The 20,097-nt window shown below is 54.3% G+C and carries 22 protein-coding genes and 1 tRNA gene; 16 read left to right on the top strand and 7 right to left on the bottom strand.

Translation table 11 applies throughout. The features are described 5' to 3' along the window. Positions 1-8 precede the first annotated feature (8 nt). Together ftsY and IK012_RS12925 are read right to left on the bottom strand one after the other, a co-directional pair. Positions 9-929 (bottom strand): signal recognition particle-docking protein FtsY, encoded by a 921-nt coding sequence (gene ftsY / locus IK012_RS12930; RefSeq protein ID WP_173379627.1) that lies wholly within the window; start codon positions 927-929, stop codon positions 9-11. A gap of 15 nt (positions 930-944) precedes the next feature. After that, complete coding sequence (locus IK012_RS12925) at positions 945-1,526, bottom strand: ATP-dependent Clp protease proteolytic subunit (RefSeq protein WP_173379628.1); 582 nt, start codon at positions 1,524-1,526, stop codon at positions 945-947. Positions 1,527-1,683: 157 nt separating this feature from the next. Between IK012_RS12925 and IK012_RS12920 the strand changes: the two genes are divergently transcribed. The 11 genes from IK012_RS12920 to IK012_RS12870 all read left to right on the top strand — a co-directional run bounded on the left by IK012_RS12920 (position 1,684) and on the right by IK012_RS12870 (position 12,593). Next, positions 1,684-2,448, top strand: coding sequence for a type I 3-dehydroquinate dehydratase (locus IK012_RS12920; RefSeq protein ID WP_290955259.1), 765 nt, complete (start codon positions 1,684-1,686; stop codon positions 2,446-2,448). A 119-nt stretch (positions 2,449-2,567) separates the two neighbouring features. Beyond that, complete coding sequence (locus tag IK012_RS12915; protein ID WP_173379630.1) at positions 2,568-3,032, top strand: PTS sugar transporter subunit IIA; 465 nt, start codon at positions 2,568-2,570, stop codon at positions 3,030-3,032. Between the two features lie 173 nt (positions 3,033-3,205). Then, positions 3,206-3,280, top strand: a tRNA-Val gene (locus tag IK012_RS12910). A 93-nt stretch (positions 3,281-3,373) separates the two neighbouring features. Beyond that, positions 3,374-4,666, top strand: a complete 1,293-nt coding sequence (locus IK012_RS12905) for a TolC family protein (protein ID WP_290955257.1) — start codon at positions 3,374-3,376, stop codon at positions 4,664-4,666. Between the two features lie 141 nt (positions 4,667-4,807). Continuing rightward, complete coding sequence (locus tag IK012_RS12900) at positions 4,808-6,313, top strand: carboxypeptidase regulatory-like domain-containing protein (protein ID WP_290955255.1); 1,506 nt, start codon at positions 4,808-4,810, stop codon at positions 6,311-6,313. Positions 6,314-6,537: 224 nt separating this feature from the next. Beyond that, the gene (locus IK012_RS12895; RefSeq protein ID WP_290955253.1) at positions 6,538-7,989 is read left to right on the top strand and encodes a carboxypeptidase regulatory-like domain-containing protein; all 1,452 of its coding nucleotides are present in this window, start codon (positions 6,538-6,540) and stop codon (positions 7,987-7,989) included. A gap of 273 nt (positions 7,990-8,262) precedes the next feature. Next, positions 8,263-8,643: an Hsp20/alpha crystallin family protein gene (locus IK012_RS12890; protein WP_290955251.1), complete on the top strand. Its 381-nt coding sequence runs from the start codon at positions 8,263-8,265 to the stop codon at positions 8,641-8,643. Positions 8,644-8,875: 232 nt separating this feature from the next. After that, positions 8,876-9,766, top strand: a complete 891-nt coding sequence (locus IK012_RS12885) for a DUF58 domain-containing protein (protein ID WP_073115520.1) — start codon at positions 8,876-8,878, stop codon at positions 9,764-9,766. 144 nt (positions 9,767-9,910) lie between these two features. Then, positions 9,911-10,738: a MerR family transcriptional regulator gene (locus tag IK012_RS12880; protein WP_290955249.1), complete on the top strand. Its 828-nt coding sequence runs from the start codon at positions 9,911-9,913 to the stop codon at positions 10,736-10,738. Between the two features lie 79 nt (positions 10,739-10,817). Continuing rightward, positions 10,818-11,345, top strand: coding sequence for an HXXEE domain-containing protein (locus tag IK012_RS12875; RefSeq protein ID WP_290955247.1), 528 nt, complete (start codon positions 10,818-10,820; stop codon positions 11,343-11,345). A gap of 39 nt (positions 11,346-11,384) precedes the next feature. Further along, positions 11,385-12,593, top strand: coding sequence for an NAD(P)H-dependent oxidoreductase (locus tag IK012_RS12870; protein WP_290955245.1), 1,209 nt, complete (start codon positions 11,385-11,387; stop codon positions 12,591-12,593). Here IK012_RS12870 and IK012_RS12865 read toward each other — a convergent pair whose 3' ends face one another. From IK012_RS12865 to IK012_RS12855, 3 genes are read right to left on the bottom strand one after another with little or no spacing between them, the layout of a single operon-like run. Then, positions 12,594-13,331, bottom strand: coding sequence for a lysoplasmalogenase family protein (locus IK012_RS12865; RefSeq protein WP_290955243.1), 738 nt, complete (start codon positions 13,329-13,331; stop codon positions 12,594-12,596). Positions 13,332-13,355: 24 nt separating this feature from the next. After that, positions 13,356-14,003: a CatB-related O-acetyltransferase gene (locus IK012_RS12860; protein WP_290955242.1), complete on the bottom strand. Its 648-nt coding sequence runs from the start codon at positions 14,001-14,003 to the stop codon at positions 13,356-13,358. Positions 14,004-14,018: 15 nt separating this feature from the next. After that, on the bottom strand, positions 14,019-14,264 hold the full coding sequence (locus IK012_RS12855; protein WP_290955240.1) for a TIGR03905 family TSCPD domain-containing protein: 246 nt from the start codon (positions 14,262-14,264) through the stop codon (positions 14,019-14,021). 138 nt (positions 14,265-14,402) lie between these two features. On the opposite strand from IK012_RS12855, the gene IK012_RS12850 reads away from it, so the two are divergent. From IK012_RS12850 to IK012_RS12835, 4 genes are all read left to right on the top strand, one after another. Then, positions 14,403-15,512, top strand: a complete 1,110-nt coding sequence (locus IK012_RS12850; RefSeq protein ID WP_290955238.1) for an iron-containing alcohol dehydrogenase family protein — start codon at positions 14,403-14,405, stop codon at positions 15,510-15,512. A 64-nt stretch (positions 15,513-15,576) separates the two neighbouring features. Continuing rightward, on the top strand, positions 15,577-16,230 hold the full coding sequence (gene queC / locus IK012_RS12845; RefSeq protein WP_290955236.1) for a 7-cyano-7-deazaguanine synthase QueC: 654 nt from the start codon (positions 15,577-15,579) through the stop codon (positions 16,228-16,230). Positions 16,231-16,232: 2 nt separating this feature from the next. Continuing rightward, positions 16,233-16,562 (top strand): 6-carboxytetrahydropterin synthase QueD, encoded by a 330-nt coding sequence (gene queD, locus IK012_RS12840; protein ID WP_290955234.1) that lies wholly within the window; start codon positions 16,233-16,235, stop codon positions 16,560-16,562. Then, on the top strand, positions 16,559-17,236 hold the full coding sequence (locus tag IK012_RS12835) for a radical SAM protein (protein ID WP_290955232.1): 678 nt from the start codon (positions 16,559-16,561) through the stop codon (positions 17,234-17,236). The genes queD and IK012_RS12835 overlap by 4 nt, the downstream gene beginning before the upstream one ends. Before the next feature lie 84 nt (positions 17,237-17,320). On the opposite strand, the gene IK012_RS12830 is transcribed toward IK012_RS12835, so the two are convergent. Next, entirely contained in the window at positions 17,321-18,304 is a 984-nt protein-coding gene (locus IK012_RS12830) for a MoxR family ATPase (RefSeq protein WP_173378522.1), read from the bottom strand. 338 nt (positions 18,305-18,642) lie between these two features. Between IK012_RS12830 and IK012_RS12825 the strand changes: the two genes are divergently transcribed. After that, the gene (locus IK012_RS12825) at positions 18,643-19,353 is read left to right on the top strand and encodes a hypothetical protein (protein WP_290955230.1); all 711 of its coding nucleotides are present in this window, start codon (positions 18,643-18,645) and stop codon (positions 19,351-19,353) included. Between the two features lie 62 nt (positions 19,354-19,415). On the opposite strand, the gene IK012_RS12820 is transcribed toward IK012_RS12825, so the two are convergent. Continuing rightward, a complete protein-coding gene (locus IK012_RS12820; protein WP_290955228.1) occupies positions 19,416-20,066 on the bottom strand; it encodes a hypothetical protein in 651 nt (216 codons plus the stop codon). Positions 20,067-20,097: the final 31 nt, after the last annotated feature.

Raw genomic sequence — 20,097 nt, 5'->3', positions numbered from 1 at the left:
TCCCCGCGCTAAGGCTGCTCTTCCAGCGCGTTCTCGAAAAGGCCTTCCACGTATTCGGCCTTGCTGAACGGGACGAGCTGGTCGATGCGCTCGCCCATGCCAATCCAGCGGATGGGAATCTGCAGAGAACTCGCGATGCTGAGAACCGCACCTCCACGCGCGGTCCCGTCGAGCTTGGTGACCACGAGGCCCGTCAGCGGGAAGCTCTGGTTGAAAATCTTCGTCTGGTTGATGGTGTTCTGTCCGGTGTTGCCGTCAATCACGAGCCACATGTCGTGCGGGAAATCCGGGTTCACCTTCTTCACCACGCGCACAATCTTCTTGAGCTCTTCCATCAGGTAATCTTTGTTGTGCAGGCGGCCCGCGGTGTCAATCAGCACCACATCGCACCCGCGGGCAACGGCGGCCTGGCAGGCGTCGAACGCCACTGCCGCAGGGTCGGAGCCTTCCTGATGCTTCACGAACTCGGCACCGCTACGCTCGGCCCATGTCTCGAGCTGTTCGATGGCTGCGGCACGGAAGGTATCGCAGGCGGCGATCATCACCTTCTTGCCTTCGCCAATCCAGCGGGCGGCGAGCTTGCCGATGGTGGTCGTCTTGCCGGCGCCGTTCACGCCGATGACCAGCACCACGTGCGGCTTGCCCTTGAGTTCGAACGGCGGCGGGTCCTTCAGAAGGCGTTCCGCCTCGTTCCGCATGATGTCGAGCACCTGCTCGGTAGTAAGCGACTTGCCCAGCGCCTGTTCACGCAGAGCATCCGTCAAGAGGAACGCGGCTTCCACGCCCACGTCCGCCTTAATCAGGTGTTCCTCGAGTTCCTCGAGCGTATCGTCGGTAATCTTGCCAGCACCGACAATGCCCTTGAGTTCGCCCATGAGGGCGTCGCGGGTCTTGGCAAGCCCGCTCTTGATAGCGGAAAAAAATCCCATTACAAAACTTCCGTATTAAACGAGGCTCTCGACCTTGTCCACAAGGCCGTACTTCTTGGCCTCTTCGGCGCTCATGAAGTTGTCGCGTTCGGTGTCGCGGTCGATTTCCTCGATGGTGTGTCCCGAGGTCTCGGCCAAAATCTTGCCCGTGATGCCGCGGATGCGCAGCATTTCTTCGGCCTGAATCTGGATGTCGCTCGCAGGCGCCACAATCTCGCCGTGGATGAGCGGCTGGTGAATCATGATGCGGGCGTTCGGCCATGCGACGCGCTTGCCCTTCGCACCGGCGGTGAGCAGCACGGCGCCCATCGAGGCAGCCTGGCCGCAGCAAACCGTAACCACGTCGCTCTGGATGGCATTCATGCAGTCGTAGATGGCAAGGCCGCTCGAAATCACGCCGCCCGGGCTGTTGATGAAGAACACGATGTCGTCGTGGTTCAGCGAATCAAGGTACAGGAGCTGCTTCACGATGCGTTCGGCGCTCTCGTCATCGACTCCGCCCCACAAAAAAATGCGGCGCTTGGACGCGAGGAACTCCTCGGCCTTCTTCATCATATCGGGAACCTGGTTTTCTTTCTTCTCGTTACAATCTGCCATAAAGCATCCTTTATTTTTTATGCCCAAAATTTAGAAATCTTGAAAGAACCGCACAGCCGCCGCCATGCGAAACACCGCCCTTTCTACGCATTATTATCGCTTTTTCCCCGCAGGGAGCAACATAACCGGCCCGCACAAAAATGCTATCTTTTGCAGCATGGTCAAATCCGAAAAAAAATACCTGGTAGGCCTTGTCGGCCCAGAAGCGCTCTCCGCGATCGAAGCGGACCCGATGCACCCCGTATTCCTGGACATCGAGGCATGCAACGCGCTCGAAATCCGGTACGACTTTTTTGACGAAAAGGTTTGGCCCGAACTTTCGGCACGCGTACGCAAAGTCGCGCCGCACGCCATGCAGATAGGCACAATACGCCTGGAGCGCGATGGCGGCGAATATCCCGACAGGCTCGCCTACAGCAGGCTTCCCCGCTGGTCCGAGATCCTCAAGGCGCCCGAAGCGCCCGATTGGCTCGACCTCGAACACGACTGTCTGCATTGCCTGCACGACCTGAGGAACATCGCCGACCTCCGCAAGACGCACATCCTCATCTCGCAGCACAACTTTTTGCGCATCCCGAACCAGCAGGAACTGGAAGACTTCGCCCGCGATTGCCTGCGCGTCAAAGCCGACGGTCTCAAGATCGCCGCCATGAGCAACAGCGAGAACGACTGCGAACGCCTGTACAAATTCACCCGCATCCATGCGCACGAATTCGAACTTTTCGCCGCCTTCGGGATGGGCGAAACCGGAAAGGCGAGCCGCATCTGGTCGCTCAAAGAAGGCGCGAACCTCACGTACGCCTCCATCGGGCAGGCGCAGGCCCCCGGCCAGATAGACGTCGCCTCCTCAGAAAAGGCCCTCAAGAACCTCGAAAACCTGAATTCTCCCTTCGAAACGCTCGGTTTTATCCAAAAGTTCTAGTTTTTTCGCAAATTTCATACATTTTTCGGCCAAAATCTTATTTAAACGCTACAATGCCCCAAAAAAAGCGTTTATTTTTCTAAAATATTACATGGAATAGAAAACAAGGAATAAGGAACATGCGTCTTTCTGAAAGATTCGTCGACAATTGTATCTTGATCAATTCCGCAAGCGACACCAAGGAAGCCATCCTGAACGAGCTTGTGGACACCTTGTGCAATGCCTACAAGCTCGAGCACAGGGACGAGATATTCGAGGCCGTCTGGAACCGCGAACAGAGCCGTTCCACAGGTATCGGATGCGGACTTGCAGTTCCCCATGCGAAGATCGACTACGTCGACCGTATGTGCATGGTCGCCGCCACGGTCGAGAAGGGACTCGATTTCCAGTCCTTCGACGGGGAACCGGTCTACCTGCTCATCCTTATCGTGAGCCCGGGCAACACCGTGGGCCCGCACCTCAAGGCGCTCTCTTCCGTGAGCCGCCTCCTGGCCGACGGAAACGTCCGCAAGGACCTCATCGCCTCGAAAACCCCCACGGAATTCCTGACCATCCTCCGCGCCGCCGAGGACAAGTACCTGTAACGCCTGCGGTGCAGTTACTAGTCAATAGTTACTAGTTATTAGTTTAAATAATCGCGGCTACGCCGCCAAACTATAAACTAGCGACCAGTAACTAGGTTAGCCCAAGGAACGGTCGCGAAGCGGCAACCCCTTGACAACCGGCAATTCCTTTTATATATTTGCGCTACTCTTTCGGACGGTTAGCTCAGTTGGTTTAGAGCGCTGCTTTCACACGGCAGAGGTCACTGGTTCAAATCCAGTACCGTCCACTCGAAAAAGGTCCGCATTGTCGGGCCTTTTTCGTTTTTTATTATCTTATCATCCCGGGGCAACGGATTTGCGTCCCCGCGCATCTAAATAGCATGAACAACACGAAGGCAATCATTCTCGGGATTATCGCGACGGCGGCAGTGGTACACGCAGACACGTGGACTCTCGACGCATGCCTCAAGCAGGCAAAGGAAAAGAGCCTCTCGCTCGAATCCGCGAAACTCCGCGAGCAGCAGTCCGAAATTAACGTCAAACAGGCAGAAGTCGGCCGTTACCCGACCCTCTCCGCCAGCATACAGAACACCCTTTTCGACCATCCCTTTGTCGACGACGAAGACCATTACCGCCTGAGCGTGGGCATTTCGGGCTCGTACACGCTATGGGACGGCGGTTCCCGCAGCCTGAACGTGGAAGCGAGCCGCCTCAACCGCGAGGCGACAAAGTTCGAGACGAAGCAGACGGAACGCAACGTCCAGGAAAGCGTGCTGAACGCCTATATGAACCTGCTCGCCGCAAGCGAGAACCTGCGCACGGCGCACGCGTCCGTCGAACTTTCCACCGCAGAATTCGAACATTTCGGCAAACTTTTCGAAGCGGGCTCCATCACCAAGAAGGACCTCACGCAGAGCCAGTCCAACGTGCTGCAGAAGCAGGTCGCCGAACTCTCGGCGCAGCTCTCCGTCAGCACGGCGAAGACGACGCTCCGCCAGCTCCTGGAACTGCCCGACGGCGAAGAGTTCGAGGTCGCGGCTCCGGAACTGGCCATCGAAAGTCCCGATTCCATCGAGGCGCTGCCGACGCTCGCCGAACTGCAGGGTGCCGTCAAGGAAGCGCACCCGGGCCTCAAGTCCGACAGCATCGCCATCCGCGCCGCCAAGAAGAATACCGAAGTCGCAGGCAAGGGCAGCTCCATCTCGGTGACCCTCGGGGCAAATTCCAGCACCGGACTGCAGGCCTGGGAATCCGGCGCCTATGGTGACCAGCTCAAGAAAGGCTGGCAGAACTCCATCTCGCTGGGCATAAACATCCCCATCATCGACGGCGGGGCAACCGAAAACAAGGTCCTGCTTGCCCAGGTCAACGAGACGCAGTCCCGGCTCTCCATGCAGGAGACGGCCAAAAGCCTCGAGAACAGCGTCGAGAAGCTCTACGTCAACGCGGTGAGCGCCGACCTCCAGTGGAAGGCCGCCATGCTCCAGGTTCAGGCCGAAACCGAGGCGCTCCAGGTCGCCGAAGAACAGCGCAACGCGGGCGCCCTCACCTACACCGACTACCTCACCCAGAAGAACAACCTCGAAAAGGCCCAGGTGACCCTCGTGAACGCCAAATATTCGAGCCTCCTCGCCCGCAAAATTCTCGACCTGTACCAGGGAAAACTCGACTAGATTTTGCATTTGTAAACAAACATTTTACAAGCTATGGATAAATTGTCCATGGCTTTTTTGCAAAAAAACGGCATTTTTCTAATTTTTTTGATTATTTTCACCATGTGTTATGGGTTTCAGCACAACAAAGGAGAGTCGAAGATGAAACATCTTCCGTTGTTTATTTCTGCACTTGCAGTAAGTTCTGCATTTGCTTATACAGTATCCGGTAAAGTAACTGACGAAGACGGCCAGGCCATCAAGGGCGCAGCCGTAACTCTTGTCAAGGAAAACAAGAACGCCACGACTGACGAAGCCGGCAAGTACACCATCCACGAAGACGAGGCCGAAATACCGCCTATCGGGATTCAGGCATCCGCCGTCAAGCCCGGTTACATCAGCATCAATTCCGGTATTCTTTCTTACTCGCAGAGCGGCAACGCACCCGTACAGGTCAGGATTTTTGACGCCGTCGGCCACCAGGTGCTGAACCAGACGCTCTACGGCGCAGGCGAAGTCGACCTCCGCACGGGCACGAACGCGATGGGTTCCTACTACGCGCAGGTTACCATGGGTAGCGCGAAGCAGAACATCCGCTTCACCACGAACGGCAGCTACGCCACTTCCTTCGACGCACAGGGACACGCCCTCCTCAAGGAAATCCAGCAGGGTGAAACGCTCCAGTTTGTCGCCGAAGGTTTCGACACGCTTTCCGTACCTCTCGGCACTCTCGACACGACCGTCAACGTGCAATTGAAGAAGACCGTGCCGCCCGCACCGACCTACAAGTTCGGCTATGCATTGAAGAACGACCCGACCCCGAGTAAGGGCTGCGGTGTCGATTCCAAGCTCCAGTCCACAGGCCAAAACAGCAACGCCAAGAAGTACGGCATGACGAGCGCCGGCCTCAATCGCGAATTCTGGATAACGCTTCCGAAGAACTACGACAAGACCAAACCGTACAAGATTCTCTTCGCCATGCACTGCATGGGTTCCAACGCCGAAGACTTCACGAACCATACTCCGGACCAGGATCACCCGAGTCCGTACTATGGTCAGCAGAACCTCGACAAGGACAACAACTATATCTTCGTTGCACCGCGTGGCGATACCGACTTTATGCCGTGGCGCACCGGTGACGATAAGGACCACATCTTCTTTGGCGAACTCCTGACGCTCCTCGAAGAAAACTACTGCATCGACACCTCCCGCGTGTTCGTGACAGGGTTCAGCTTCGGCGCCATGGTCACCAACTCCCTCGCACAGGACTTCCAGGACCGCATCCGCGCCGTGGCCGTCTACGCCACCGCCGACTACAACATCTACCTGCCGACGAACAAGGGCAAGCCGATTGCCTGGATGGCCGTGCATGGCAAGAACGACGGTACTTGCGACTATAACCGCGCCAAGAACAGCGCCGTCAAGAGAATCCTCAAGAACAACGGAAAGGCTGACGCCGACGGAAACTTCTCTGACGCCAGCGCTGAAACTCCGAAGGAAGTCGGCGGCAGCGGTCACCTCTGCTACGACTTCACGACGGTTGACGAACGCTTCCCGGTCAAGTTCTGCAGCTGGAACGGACCGCACCAGTGGACCGCTTACGACAACGGCAACTGGCAGAACACTTGGGTCCCCGAAGAAGTTCACAAATTCTTCGAACAGTTCTAGATAGTACTCTCCATAACCAAACCCAGAGCGGTCCCCGGCAACGGGGGCCGTTCACTTTTTTATGTTTTTTTTGCCTTTTTTGGACAAATTACGACTGAAACCCCGTAAACTTTTAATTATCGCAATCTTTTTGTATGTTTTTTTTATAAATTAAAGGGGCACACTTAACAGGGTATGGGAAAGGAGTCGACATGAGGAGAGCATACTCACTTATTATTCCTGTCATGCTGACAACAGCATTCACTGCGGCTTCCGCATATACTATCAGCGGAACCGTCAAGGACAATTCGAACAAGGCCGTTGCCGGGGCGCAAGTCACCCTCATCAAGGAGAACAAATCGACCGTCACGGACAACGACGGCAAATTCTCCATTCATGAAGATGAATCCACACCGCCCGAGGCCATCGCAGCCTCGCACACTCCGGGCTTCATCAGCATAAATTCCGGTATACTCTCGTTCTCGCAAAGCGGGAACTCCCCCGTGACGGTCAGGATTTTCGACCTCATGGGCAACCAGGTATTCAAGCAGACCCTCTACGGTTCCGGCCAGGTGGACCTCACTTCCGGCGTGAAGGCCAGGGGCGCCTATGTGGCACAGGTCTCCGTAGGCAGCGCGAAGCAGGCCATCCGCTTTACCGCGAACGGCAACTACAGCGCCACGTTCAGCGAGAGCGGCCGCGCCCTGCTGAAGGAAATCCAGAAGGATGAAGCGCTCCGGGTTGTCGCCGAAGGTTTCGACACGCTCACCGTCCCGCTCACCACGCTCGACACGACTCTCGAACTGAAACTCACCGCGGCAGCCACCGAGCAGACCTACGCATTCGGCTATGCCATGGGTAACGCCCCCACCCCGAGTAAGGGCTGTGGCAAGGACAATACGCTCAAGGACTACTTCAAGTTCACAGGCGGCGGCGTTGAGCACGAAGTCTATCTCACCATGCCCGAGAACTACGACAAGAACAAGCCCTACCGCCTGGTGTTCGGCATGCACTATATGGGCGGTTCCGCCGAGGCTGTGGCAAAGAGGGAATCCTACTACGGATTACGCAACCAGTCGGGCGCCAAGGAAAACACCATCTTCGTGGCGCCGCACGGCTACACGACCGAAACAGATAGATCCGGGAAAGAAACAGAGAATCCATGGCGATGCGGGGACGACAAGGACCACGTCTTCTTCGGCGAATTCCTCACCTACCTGAACGAGAACCTCTGCGTCGATACATCGCGCGTGTTCTCCGTCGGGTTCAGCTTCGGCGCCATGTTCAGTAACTCCCTTGCACAGGATTTCCAGGACCGCCTGCGCGGCGTGGTGGTATTCGCCACGATGGACCAAGTGATTTACTTGCCCAAGAACAAGGGACTTCCCATCGCCTGGATGGGGACTGTCGGCATGGGAGACGAACTTTGTACGCCCAAACTCGGCCGCAGTGCCCGCGACAGGATCCTGAAGAACAACGGAAAACCTGACGCGGATGGCAACTTCACTGACGCCAGAGACGAAGAAGCCGAAGAATACTCCGGCACCGGCAATCATGTGTGCTACGACTACAAGACGGTCGACCCGCGCTTCCCCGTGAAGTGGTGCACATTCGACGGTAAACACGCATACAACGCCAGCGACGACGGCAAGGTGTGGACAACACCCACCGCCTGGGAATTTATCACGCAGTTCTAGCCCCGTTCTATCCCAGGTTCACCGGAAATTTTCCGTTCATTTTGAAAAGCGCACCTGTTTCGTGAGTGAAACAGGCGCGTTTTTTTATGAAATGGATTGATGCGGGTTTGGCATGGTTTTGGCACAAAAGTGGCGTTTTTCGGCGAAAAAAGACAGTTTTTGCAGATTTGTACGTCATATTCCCTTTTTGGCACGAAGTTCGCTTATAGGAGAGTGAACAAGAAACAATGGGCCAGGCCAAAAACCGGGTCCGCAACCAAAAGAGGTAAAATTATGATCAACGCTCAGATTCTTCCCACTGCATTCTATGGTATCCAGAACTTCCTTGACAACTTGAACGCCGAAGCCGCCAAGGGCGAATGCACCTACACGCCGAAGGCCGACTACTACGAGACCGAAAACGGCTTCGCATTGGAAGTCGAACTCCCGGGCGTGAAGAAAGAAGACATGGACATCCAGGTCGAAAAGAACATCATCACCGTGAAGGCGACGCGCGTCCGCAGCAAAGACGAAAAGTTCACCTTCGAGCGCAGCTTCAGGCTTGCCGACGACATCGACACCGAGAACATCAAGGTCTCGCTGGAAAACGGCATCCTGAAATTCGACTTGTCGAAAAAGGCTCAGGCCGCGGCTCGCAAGTTGACCATCGGTTAACCCGCGATTCATAGATATACTCCATTCATCGTTCTCCTTAAAATACCCAAGCCCCGGTAGTAATGCCGGAGGCTTTTTTGTTCCATCGTCACCCTGACGAAGGGCAGGGCCGGAAGGTTTATTTCTGATGCTGCCCTGAGCGTCCTCAGGGTGACCAAGCGTCAGCATGACGGTGGGCAGGGCCAGCATGACTTCTGGTTCTTCTGCGCAGTTTTTTGTATATTCTAGGCAAATGCTTGATAAAGAAGTTTTAAAGACAGTCAGCCGCATCGAACTTTCCGTTCGCGGCACGCTCGACACCGTGATGACCGGCGCCTACCACAGTTCCTTCAAGGGGAACGGTATGGAATTCAGCGAGGTCCGCGAGTACATGCCGGGCGACGACGTACGCACCATCGACTGGAACGTGACGGCACGTACCGGCACGCCTTATGTGAAGAAGTTTATCGAAGAACGCGAAATGACCATGCTCTTGATGGTCGACGCGTCCAGCAGTTCGGAATTCGGTTCGGGCAAGCAGATGAAGGGAGAGGTCATGGCGACCCTCACCGCCTTGCTCGCCTTTGCCGCCATCAAGAACAACGACAAGGTGGGGCTTTTAATCTACACCGACCAGGTCGAACTGTTTATCCCGCCGGAGAAGGGCCGCAAGCACGTGCTGCGGCTTATCCGTGAAATCCTTTACTTCAAGCCGCAGCACCACGGCACGAACACGCAGGTGGCGCTGGAATATGCCGGCAAGATTCTGAACCGTCGTGCCGTCGTCGTGGTGATGAGCGACTTCTTGGACGAAGGTTTCGAGAACGCATTCAAGATCCTGCGCAAGCGCCACGACGTGCTTGCGGTCTCCGTGGTGGACCCGCGCGAAATGGAACTCCCGCCCGCGGGCCTCGTAGAACTCGAGGACCCCGAAACCGGCGAGACGCTCCTTATCGACACCGGCGATGCAGCCTTCCGCGAAGCGTTCGCCCGCGAAGCCAAGCGCCAGGGCAAGGCGACCAAGGAACTGTTCCAGCGCATGTCCATCGACTTCGTGCGCATCGAGACGCACGACGACTTCAAGGAAACCGTGGCCCCGCTTATCGAGCACTTCCGCCGTAGAGCGAAAGCTGCGAGAATGTAGGGAACCGCAAAAATATTCGAATAGAAAACATCGCCGGCATCCACGGCGATTTTTTTCTAGTCTTTTTGACATTTCCCTCTTGACTCGTCCCTTAGGGCTGGCCTTATATTTATAGCAGATTCGAATCCTAACCAAAATCGTACGATGACAAACTACAAAACCAAACTTAAAATCGGAGAGTTCTCCCAGTTGATGCGAGTGACAGTAAAAACCTTGCGTCACTACGAACAGAAAGGTCTGCTATTGCCCCACGACGTGGACAATTGGACGGGGTACCGTTACTACAGTATCGATCAGATGCAGAAGTTGCAAAATATCCGCGACTTGCAAAAGCTCGGATTCTCGCTGGATGAAGTCAAGGAACTGTACGAAGATAACTCGCACACGCCAAACATCCATCAGATGGAAGAGAAAATCAAGGAAACGGAAAAGCAACTAAAACTTTTGATTGCCCGCCGCGACCAACTGCTCAACTGGAAGAATTCTCTAAAGGAAATGAACACCATGGAAAAATTCAGTGTCCAGCCTCTGCCAGAAATCATCGTGGCAAGTCATCGAGAAATCATCCCCAACTTCGAAGCGCTTGGCCCCATGTGCTACGAGAAAATCGGCCCCGAGATGAAGCGCCTCAATTGCAAGTGCCCCAAACCCGGCTATTGCTTTACCATCGAGCACAACAAGGAATACACGCCGACAGATGTTGATATCGAATACTGCGAACAAGTAGAAGAAATGGGAACCGACAGCGACATCATTCATTTCAAGCGCATTCCGGCCGTGCCCAAGGCGCTCTGCATGAAGCACGTCGGCCCTTACGAACGATTCTACGAGTCGTTCATCGAAGCATTCCGCTATATCGAAGAAAAGGGCTACAAAATCGCGGGCAAACCCCGCACCAGCTATATCGACGGAGCCTGGAACCAAGAAGACCCCGAAAAATGGCTCTCGGTCATCCAGATTCCCATAGAATAGCACCTACAGTCCACCCCATACCTTTTGGGGTGGATTTTTTATCTGGCGGTGACACTTTTTACAACCAGAAGTGTTACATATGATGATAGATGTACTAGGACTCCCTATGGACTTGTTTTTGATTATTTCCTTCCCTCTCGCATTCATCGTTCATGACGTTGAAGAAATCGTCGTGCAACACAAATGGATGTCGACGCACAAGGAGGATTTGCTCAGGAGATTCCCAAGAGCCAAGCGCATCGTCTTTCACTTAAGCGGCCTTTCGACCAAGGCGTTCTCAATCGCCGTCCTTGAAGAGCTGGTACTGTTGCTCATCGCGACAGCATATATTCTCGTCGGCGGGCCGTACGCCAATGAATTGTGGATTGCATTGTTCCTGGCTTTCTCCATCCATTTTGTTATCCATCTTGTTCAAGGTATCATCGTAAGGGATTACATTCCCGGGCTTATCACGTCTATCCTGCTCATTCCCTACTCGCTTTTTTGCATAGACAACATCTGCGGCGAAACAAGTTACGGGAAAATCGCCCTGTTGGCGGCAATCGGGCTTGCAACCATTGCGGCAAACCTGAGATTTGCGCACTGGTTGGGAAACAAGCTCAGTTGATTTTCTTATGTTATATTAAAAGACAAAAAAGGAATGCATATGACCTTAGTATTGAACACACTGGAATCGGGTGATTACTCGGAGCAGATCAATGCGATTGTCGCGGGCAAGGGCACCAAAGTCGAAATCATAAACACCGCAAGCATGAGAATTGCGCACTGCATCGGCTGTAACCAGTGCTGGCTCAAGACTCCGGGCGTATGCAGCATCAAGGACGACTACGAAAGCATCGTCAAGAAGCTGGTGAAAACGGACAACCTGTGGATTGTATCGGATACCCGCTTCGGGTTCGTCGATTACCGCGGCAAAAGGGTTCTGGACCGCATCATGCCGATGCTGAACATGTACCTCACGTTCCGCGGCGGATGGATGCGCCATGAGCTACGTTACCATGCGATGAACGTGGGCCTGATTTACAAAGGCAACGGAGACCAGAAACTGCTCGAAGATTGGTGCGAACGCACGGCGGCAAACATCGGCGGGCATTCGCTTGGCGTAATTGCGCTGGACAAGGAATCAAGCAGCGCTGCTCAACAAGTCGAGACTTCGCGCGAAATCGCGCAAGCCAAAACACCGAACGACTTCACGCAAATCAAGCACATCGTCATCATCAACGGAAGCCCGCGCGCCAGAAAGTTCAGCAACACGGACAAGATTCTGCAATCGTTCACCAAGGGGCTGGACGAAGCGAAAGCCACCTACGAGCTCTATTCGCTTTCGAACCGTTCGGAGTGGGACGCCGCGCGCGAAGCGTTCATGACAAACAGCCGCATCATCATTGCATTGCCGCTCTATGTGGAATGCGTCCCCGGCACTTTGCTCGAATTTCTGGAAACGCTCCCCACGAAACGCCAGCAGCCGGCACAGCTCTCGTTCATGCTGCACAGCGGTTTCGAAGAAGGCCACCAGCTCCGTCTGGGCGAAAAGTTCCTGAAATCGCTACCCGCACAGTTCGGCTGCACTTACGGCGGATGCCTCGTGAGGGGCGGAAGCTTCATGATCCGCATGTTCAACGAGAAACAGACCAAGGCTGTTCTGTTGCCCTACCGCGGCATGGGCGAATACTTCATCGAAAAAGGCGGTTTCCTTGCGCCGGAGGTAAAGAAGTTTACCGGGCCGGAGCAGATTCCGTGTCCGTTCCGCATACTGATCAAACTCCTGTTCAAGCTCGTGCTGAAAAAGAAATTCAAGGAGTTCGCCAAGGAATGGGGCTGCACCGAACCGCTGGACAGCAAACCGTACAAGTAATCAGGCGTCCTGCCTGTAGCCGCTAAGGGCAAGCAGGACAAGCGCCGGAGTGTAGAACATCCAAACGAGGTTGTGCGCCACCGTGGCGACAACTTCCTGGACGCTATGGTCTGCCGAGACCAAACCCGAAACGCCAACGCACACATCGCAGCAGAAGAACAGAATCATCCCCCACTTGATTTGCCGCGCGTTCCCTGCGGGGAAAAAGCCTTTTTGGGAAGCCCCGCAGGCAGCAATGAGCGAGCAGATGACGAACACGCCGTATGCGGCCACTATCGGGAGCTTCGGGCCACTGAATACGCCCGACACGGCAAGCGCCGCCGCGAGCAACCCCGCACCGAACGGGATGCACAATATCCGCGGGAAACTGTTGTCGCCATCGTTCCTACGCGTATGCCGAACGATAAGCAGCGTCTGCACCGCCATAAAAAAGCCGATGCCCACCAGGGCGTAGCCGGAAACAATCTTCATGCAGAAATCGGCGCATACAGCCATCACAAATGCCGCCTGCAAGAACGTCCTGTCCCTTGAAGAAAGGCAATCCTTGCCGATGAGGAAAACGACAAGCGCGGCGATGACCGTGACCGCGAACTTCGCGACATTCTGGTAAGCGCTCCCCCCAACGAGGCATTGTTCGACCGCGCCACAACGGAAAAAGAGCAGCCAGTCCATCACCAGAAAAGAAGCCGCAAGGATGGCGATAACGACAAGCAGACAAGTGACTCTTTTTCTTTTCAACGACACTTCGTTCCCACCCAAAGTTTACTCGTCGCTCATTCTCTTTTTCAGTTCTTTTTTCACCCAGTCCAAATCGCTGTTCGTGAGTACCGGAATCAGCGCGTTGATTTCTTCGACGGGCTTGTCCCACCACTTGAATTTCAGGAGCAGTTCCGTCAACTCCTCGTCAAAGCGGTAGCGCAATTGCTTCGCCGGATTCCCGACCACGACCGTGTAGGGCTCCACGTCGCTGCCGACGACACTGTTCGCGCCGATGATGGCGCCGTCGCCGATACGCACGCCCGGCAAGATGGTCGCATTCTGCCCAATCCACACGTCGTTCCCGATGACGGTATCGCCCCTGAAGTGCATATCGCTTGCAGCAGGCGGTTGCATATTCCAGCCTTCGAGGGTGTAGAACGGGAAAGTCGAAACCGCATTCATCTGGTGGTTCGCGCCGTTCATCACGAACTCCACGCCCGCGGCTATCTGGCAGAACTTCCCGATGATGAGCTTGTCGCCGATAAAGTCGTAATGGTGCGTCACGTGACTTTCGAATTCCGAGTCCGCAATGTAGGTAAAATCCCCGACGATGATGTTCGGGTTCTTGATGGTGGGCTTGACATAGATTTCCTTGTCGTAGCCCGCAATCGGGTGCACCGTATTCGGATTGGGAATCTTATTTTCGCTCATGCTTTAAATATAATATTACGGTTCGCGCCCGAGTACCGCTCTCGCCAGCTGGTCTGCGCACGAAGTGGGCTTGCCGCCGCAGGTATTGCCGAGCAGTTTTGCCGCGATATCTTCGGCAGCCATGCCTTCGCAGAGTTTCGCAATAGCCTTGAGGTTCCCGTTGCAACCGCCAGTAAAGCGAATGTTGCGAATCTTGTCACCATCGCGGGTGAACTGGATTGTAGTGGCGCATACGCCTCTAGTCTTGAAAGTCTCTTCCATGAGCGGACCTGCCTGAAGTTTGTTTGCCTGTATGCCAATGTAGCTTTTTGCGCAAGAAACATTACACATGGTTGTGGCGATTTTCGCGATACCGGAAGGCGATGAACTATATTTGGGGAAAAGTCCAAGGAGTCACGCATGCGCTTTTTTGTTCCCACAGACATCTACATCGAGAACGACTGCGTCAAGAACCACACACAGGATTTTCAGGCAATCGGCAAGCGCGCGCTCATCATGACGGGGCGCCACTCCGCCGCGGCAAACGGCTCCCTGGACGACGTGACCGGCGCATTGGATGCGGAGCATATCCCGTTCCAGATTTTTAACGAGGTCGAAGAGAACCCGTCTACGGACACGGTGAGGAAGGCGGCACAGGCAGCAAGGGATTTCGAAGCAGACTTCGTAATCGGTATCGGGGGCGGTTCCGCCATCGACGCCGCGAAGGCCGCGGCGCTGCTCCTCTCGAACCCAAGCGTAGATGCAGACGACCTGCACAAGGCACCGAACCGTCCGCTAAGCCATGCGCCTGTCGTAGCAGTCCCAACCACCTGCGGAACGGGTTCCGAAGCGACACCTGTCGCCATCATCACGAACCACAAGATACATCTCAAGAAAAGCATCCCGCACAGAATTTTCCCCGCGCTCGCGCTTGTCGACGGGAAGTATCTCGCATCCGCAAAGAAGGCCCTAGTTGTAAATACCGCCGTCGACGCCCTGTCCCACATGGTCGAAAGCATCCTCAACGTCAAATCGAACGCGTTCAACCGCATGTTCCCGGAATACGGGCTCAGGCTCTGGGGCGAATGCAAAAGCGCGCTCCTTTCCGACAAGGACATCGACGCGAACCTGTACGAAAAGCTCATGCTCACCTCGACAATCGCCGGCATGTCCATCGCCCACACAAGCACCACATTGCCGCACGGAATGAGCTACGATCTCACGCTCAACGCAGGCGTTCCGCACGGGCCCGCGGTAGGCTACTTCCTTGCCGCATACACCGAGGTATGCGCGAAATTCGTTCCCGGCGATGTCGAAAAAATCCTCTCGCTTCTGGGTCTCAAGAACATTGACGATTTCACCGCCATGCTCCAGAACCTCATCGGGACATACGCCGTCACGCGGGAAATGCGCGACAAGTTCGCTGCAGCCATGAAGGTGAACCGCTCCAAGCTAGACCTCGCTCCTGGCCCAATCAGCCCCGAAGACGTCGACTTCATCTACGAGAAGTCTTTGAACATCAAGCCGTAATTTTTATATTTGGCACCAGTCAGTTCGAAACCCATCCTGACTTTAAACAAAACTAGGAGCCCCGATGAAAAACGCACTGCTGATTTTGTCCGGCGGCATGGACAGCGTCACGCTGCTCTACGACCGTGCGACAGAAATCGCGCTCGCCGTCTCTTTTGACTACGGCAGCAACCACAACCACAAAGAAATTCCCTTCGCAAAATTCCACTGCGAAAAGCTTGGCATTCCGCATATCACGATTCCTCTGAAGTTCATGCAGGAATACTTCTCGTCGTCACTGCTTTCGGGCGCGGACGCGATACCCGAGGGCAGCTACGCCTCCGAGAACATGAAGTCGACGGTGGTGCCGTTCCGCAACGGAATCATGCTGTCGGTCGCGGCGGGCCTTGCCGAAAGCAAGGGGCTCACCAAGGTAATGATGGCGAACCATTTCGGCGATCACGAAGTGTATCCCGATTGCCGCAAGTCTTTTGTAGACCACATGTCGAACGCGATTGCGGCCGGCACTTACGCGGGCATCATCATCGACGCCCCCTACACCGAAATTTCGAAGGCGGATATCGCCCGCCGCGGCAAAACGCTCGGCATTGATTACAGCGAAACCTGGTCTTGCTACAAGGGCGAAGAAATCCACTGCGGCAAATGCGCCACATGCATCGAACGCAAGGCGGCCCTCGCCGAAGCGGGCATCACCGACACCACGAAATACGGAGCGTAATCATGTACAAGGTTATCAAGCGCATGGAAATTTCGGGAGCGCACATGCTCTCGCTCCCGTACGAAAGCAAGTGCCGCGGCCTGCATGGCCACAACTGGATTATCACCGTATATTGCCAGTCCGAAACGCTCGACGAGAACGGCATGGTAGTAGACTTTTCGAGCATCAAAGAACTGGTTCACGGCAAGCTGGACCATCAGTTCCTAAACGACGTAATTGACGTCAACCCCACCGCCGAAAACATCGCGCGCTGGATTTGCGACCGCGTGCCGCACTGCTACAAGGTGCAAATCCAGGAAAGCGAAGGCAACACCGTCGAATACGAAAAATGAAAGTCTCCGAAATTTTCAAGAGCATCGAAGGCGAAGGACTGCGCACGGGCCTTGCCGCCGTTTTCGTAAGGCTTCACGGATGCAACCTGCGCTGCAGTTATTGCGATTCCATGTATGCGGTTGAAGGCGACGATTACAAGACGATGAGCGTTGACGAGGTTATCGCCGCAGTAGAATCGTACCGTGACGGTTCCAGCGTAAACAGCGTTACATTGACGGGCGGCGAACCGCTGTTGCACCAGGATGTCGACGAGCTGCTCGCCAGGCTGAGCAAGTCCGGATTCCTCGTGAATGTCGAGACGAACGGAACCGTCCCTTGCAAGTGGCAACTGCCCGGCCTGTTCTACACGATGGACTGGAAATGCAAAAGTAGCGGCATGTCCTCGAAGATGAAGATGGAAAACATCGAAACGCTCGGCGCGCAGGATGCGCTCAAGTTCGTCGTCGGGAGCATCGAAGATCTCGAGGAGGCTGAATCCGTAGTGGTTCGGCTCTCGCAAAGCAAGGTCGCAAACGCAATGCCGCACATCTTCATTTCTCCGGTTTTCGGAACCCTTCCCTACGAGCGCATCGTCGAATGGATGCTCGGCAGCAGGGCCATGACCGAAAACAACGCCCGGTTCCAGGTGCAAATGCACAAGATTGTTTGGAATCCGGACATGCGCGGGGTATAAAAAAACTGGCTGTCGACAAACAGCCAGGATGACACTAAGGCGCAACGTTTTATACGACCGCAACGCCCTTTATCTGATAGCTCACTAAGGAACCTCTACAGAATCCAAAATCTTCTGCACCACGGTTTCGGCGGAGACTTCTTCCGCTTCGGCCTCGTAGCTGAGAATGATGCGGTGACGGAGTACTTCCATCGCGACGGCCTTCACGTCTTCCGGCGTCACGTAGGCACGGCCCTGAATGAACGCATGGGCCTTTGCCGCCTGGGCGAGGCCGATAGAGGCACGCGGAGAAGCACCGACTTCCACGAAGCCGACCAAGTCGCTGCGCTTGATGCTACCCGGATCGCGGGTGGCGAGCACGAGGTTCACGATGTATTCGCGCACACGTTCGTCCACGTACACCTGCTTCACCAGCTGGCGGGCGGCGAGAATGTCTTCCTTCGTGGCGACAGCCTGCGGCTGACGGAGGCCCGCACCGGCAACGGCATCGAGAATCTTCATTTCGTCGGCCTTGTTCGGGTAGCTGACCTTCACCTTCAACAGGAAACGGTCCACCTGAGCTTCGGGCAGCGGATACGTACCTTCCTGCTCAATCGGGTTCTGCGTAGCAAGCACCAGGAACGGTTCGTCGAGCTTGAACGTCTCGTCACCGATGGTGATGTGGCGTTCCTGCATGGCTTCGAGGAGGGCGCTCTGCACCTTCGACGGAGCACGGTTGATTTCATCGGCGAGCACGAGGTTCGTGAAGAGCGGGCCCTTGCGGGTCTCGAACTTCGCTTCCTTCGAGTTGTAAATCGTGGTACCCAGCAAGTCGGCCGGGAGCAAATCGGGCGTAAACTGGATGCGCTTAAAGTCGAGCGAAACGGCATCGGCAAAAGCCTTCACCGCAGTCGTCTTGGCAAGACCCGGAAGGCCTTCCAGCAGCACGTGACCGTCGGCCAAAATGCCCGTCAGAATGCTTTCGACCAGAGCCTTCTGACCAATAACTGTTCCTTCCACTTCACGCAGCAAGTTCATGCAGAATGCGCTCTGCTGACGCACCTTTTCCGAAAGTTCTTGAATATCCATGTGAGTACCTCTAAAATTTTTTACGGACATTAAAATACAAAATTTGCCGAAAAAAAAGCAAGTCCGCCCAAAATAGACTGTAGAAAGTAGGCAGAATTATATAAAAGGGGGAGGCCTCCCCCTACTTTCAGCCCCGGCCAAGGTCCCTGAGCTGGTATGCTGAGCTTGTCGAAGCACTGCCGAAGGGCCGGGTCTTCCAGTACCCCCACTGCGGGGACACCCCGCAACGCCCCGATTCCGCACAATCAAGCATTTTTATATATTGACAACAAATGAAATCTTTTACCGAAAAAGAACTCCGCATTTACGAGGCCGAAATCCGCAAGAAGCCTCTTGCCATGCTTTACCGAGAACGCAACGCCGTCAAAAAAGACCCCTCGCCCGAGCGTCAAAACATCGTCAAGGCCCGCATCGAGGCGCTTGAAGACCGCGAACGGAGAATCAGAAACGCCAGGGAACGAGAAGAGGAAAAAAGAAGAATCGAAAATCCTTTCGACAAAACCGGGCTAATCGGCTTCCTTTTGCTCATCGCCGCCACATTTGTATTCTGCATTATCATGCTTCTCTTCGGATCAGGGCATGGAGGTCGCTGCTTAATGGACGAAATCGTCCGCAATCCTTCGCTCATTTCGAACATTAAAATACGACCGCTTTTGTCCTTCGCCAAATACCTCCCTGCAATCGGAATTTTCCTTTGGTATTCGACCTACATTCCCTTCTTCAAAGTTTACATTTGGAGAGACGACAGTTCATCAGGCAACGACACTCCCAGCTATTGGCTCAAGCACTTCAAGATAGCCCTAAGCATAGCCTCATTCTTTTTCTTCTATTCTCTGGAAATATTTTTCAGCGGCAATTACAACGGCCTGTTATACTCCGGTGCCGGATTGCCCGCATATCTTATTGCCACCGGCTTCTTCATTTCATCCACCCTATACATCATCAACACTTTTTTCCCCATAATCAAAAAACTCCGACCCAAGTACGGGATAACCCTGCTCGCATTCGCGGCAATTCTTGAACTGAGCATAAGCCACCTTTTCCCGTAAAAAAATCGAAAAGGTTCTACCCCCAGGAATCCAAGCATTTTATCTTTCAATCCCTGACGCCGTTATTTTTCCTTTTTTTCCCGTATACGTATAATTTGGAATTGATAATTCAGCGTAAAATAAAATCGATTATTCGGGTTTTCAAGTTCGCGGCCATATCGAAATTCCAACGACAAATTTCTAAATGTCATATAAACACCTGCGCCGATTTCACCATAAAAACCGGAACATGCAGCAGGCAGAAAATCAGACAAATCTTTCATACTATATGCATTACGAGAAACATATTCACTTAGACCAACTCTAAGGTATTCGTTTACGGGATACTCTTCCATAAGCATCATCCCACCAAAAACCGGATTATTTTCATAATCAACAGCATGTATCGACACGCCTCCCCATCCTTGAAATCCGACATATCGGCTATGCGCCCCAAAAATACCTCTAGGCGTATAATTTTCGAACGCAATCCCAGTAATTAGCAAATCAACAAATCTACCCAACATTGAAAAATCGAAATTCCAATATCCCTCTCCATGATGATAATCTCCAACCCTTCCCTCTTCATGATTATCACCAACTCTTGCCGTAGCGCCAACTACAATGGAGGCCCCATTTTCCTTCATACTCATAAAAGCAGCAGCGGAAGGAGGATGACCGGAACACCCCGCCATCACAAGCATCATCGCAGCCAACAAAAGAATCTTGCGCATTTTACCCCAGAATATCTTCCTTGAGCAAAGA

The organism is Fibrobacter sp., from assembly GCF_017551775.1.
Lineage (GTDB): Bacteria > Fibrobacterota > Fibrobacteria > Fibrobacterales > Fibrobacteraceae > Fibrobacter.
This window is presented reverse-complemented; position numbering and strand designations above follow the sequence as displayed.

What these genes read in the sequence shown, in the direction of transcription:
- queC (WP_290955236.1), top strand. Translation starts at nt 15,577, where the DNA reads ATGAAAAACGCACTGCTGATTTTGTCCGGCGGCATGGACAGCGTCACG.
- IK012_RS12885 (WP_073115520.1), top strand. Translation starts at nt 8,876, where the DNA reads ATGCTTGATAAAGAAGTTTTAAAGACAGTCAGCCGCATCGAACTTTCC.
- IK012_RS12830 (WP_173378522.1), bottom strand. Translation starts at nt 18,304, where the DNA reads ATGGATATTCAAGAACTTTCGGAAAAGGTGCGTCAGCAGAGCGCATTC.
- IK012_RS12895 (WP_290955253.1), top strand. Translation starts at nt 6,538, where the DNA reads ATGCTGACAACAGCATTCACTGCGGCTTCCGCATATACTATCAGCGGA.
- IK012_RS12870 (WP_290955245.1), top strand. Translation starts at nt 11,385, where the DNA reads ATGACCTTAGTATTGAACACACTGGAATCGGGTGATTACTCGGAGCAG.
- queD (WP_290955234.1), top strand. Translation starts at nt 16,233, where the DNA reads ATGTACAAGGTTATCAAGCGCATGGAAATTTCGGGAGCGCACATGCTC.
- IK012_RS12850 (WP_290955238.1), top strand. Translation starts at nt 14,403, where the DNA reads ATGCGCTTTTTTGTTCCCACAGACATCTACATCGAGAACGACTGCGTC.
- IK012_RS12920 (WP_290955259.1), top strand. Translation starts at nt 1,684, where the DNA reads ATGGTCAAATCCGAAAAAAAATACCTGGTAGGCCTTGTCGGCCCAGAA.
- IK012_RS12890 (WP_290955251.1), top strand. Translation starts at nt 8,263, where the DNA reads ATGATCAACGCTCAGATTCTTCCCACTGCATTCTATGGTATCCAGAAC.
- IK012_RS12855 (WP_290955240.1), bottom strand. Translation starts at nt 14,264, where the DNA reads ATGGAAGAGACTTTCAAGACTAGAGGCGTATGCGCCACTACAATCCAG.
- IK012_RS12825 (WP_290955230.1), top strand. Translation starts at nt 18,643, where the DNA reads ATGCTTTACCGAGAACGCAACGCCGTCAAAAAAGACCCCTCGCCCGAG.
- IK012_RS12820 (WP_290955228.1), bottom strand. Translation starts at nt 20,066, where the DNA reads ATGCGCAAGATTCTTTTGTTGGCTGCGATGATGCTTGTGATGGCGGGG.
- IK012_RS12900 (WP_290955255.1), top strand. Translation starts at nt 4,808, where the DNA reads ATGAAACATCTTCCGTTGTTTATTTCTGCACTTGCAGTAAGTTCTGCA.
- IK012_RS12880 (WP_290955249.1), top strand. Translation starts at nt 9,911, where the DNA reads ATGACAAACTACAAAACCAAACTTAAAATCGGAGAGTTCTCCCAGTTG.
- ftsY (WP_173379627.1), bottom strand. Translation starts at nt 929, where the DNA reads ATGGGATTTTTTTCCGCTATCAAGAGCGGGCTTGCCAAGACCCGCGAC.
- IK012_RS12875 (WP_290955247.1), top strand. Translation starts at nt 10,818, where the DNA reads ATGATGATAGATGTACTAGGACTCCCTATGGACTTGTTTTTGATTATT.
- IK012_RS12925 (WP_173379628.1), bottom strand. Translation starts at nt 1,526, where the DNA reads ATGGCAGATTGTAACGAGAAGAAAGAAAACCAGGTTCCCGATATGATG.
- IK012_RS12835 (WP_290955232.1), top strand. Translation starts at nt 16,559, where the DNA reads ATGAAAGTCTCCGAAATTTTCAAGAGCATCGAAGGCGAAGGACTGCGC.
- IK012_RS12905 (WP_290955257.1), top strand. Translation starts at nt 3,374, where the DNA reads ATGAACAACACGAAGGCAATCATTCTCGGGATTATCGCGACGGCGGCA.
- IK012_RS12915 (WP_173379630.1), top strand. Translation starts at nt 2,568, where the DNA reads ATGCGTCTTTCTGAAAGATTCGTCGACAATTGTATCTTGATCAATTCC.
- IK012_RS12860 (WP_290955242.1), bottom strand. Translation starts at nt 14,003, where the DNA reads ATGAGCGAAAATAAGATTCCCAATCCGAATACGGTGCACCCGATTGCG.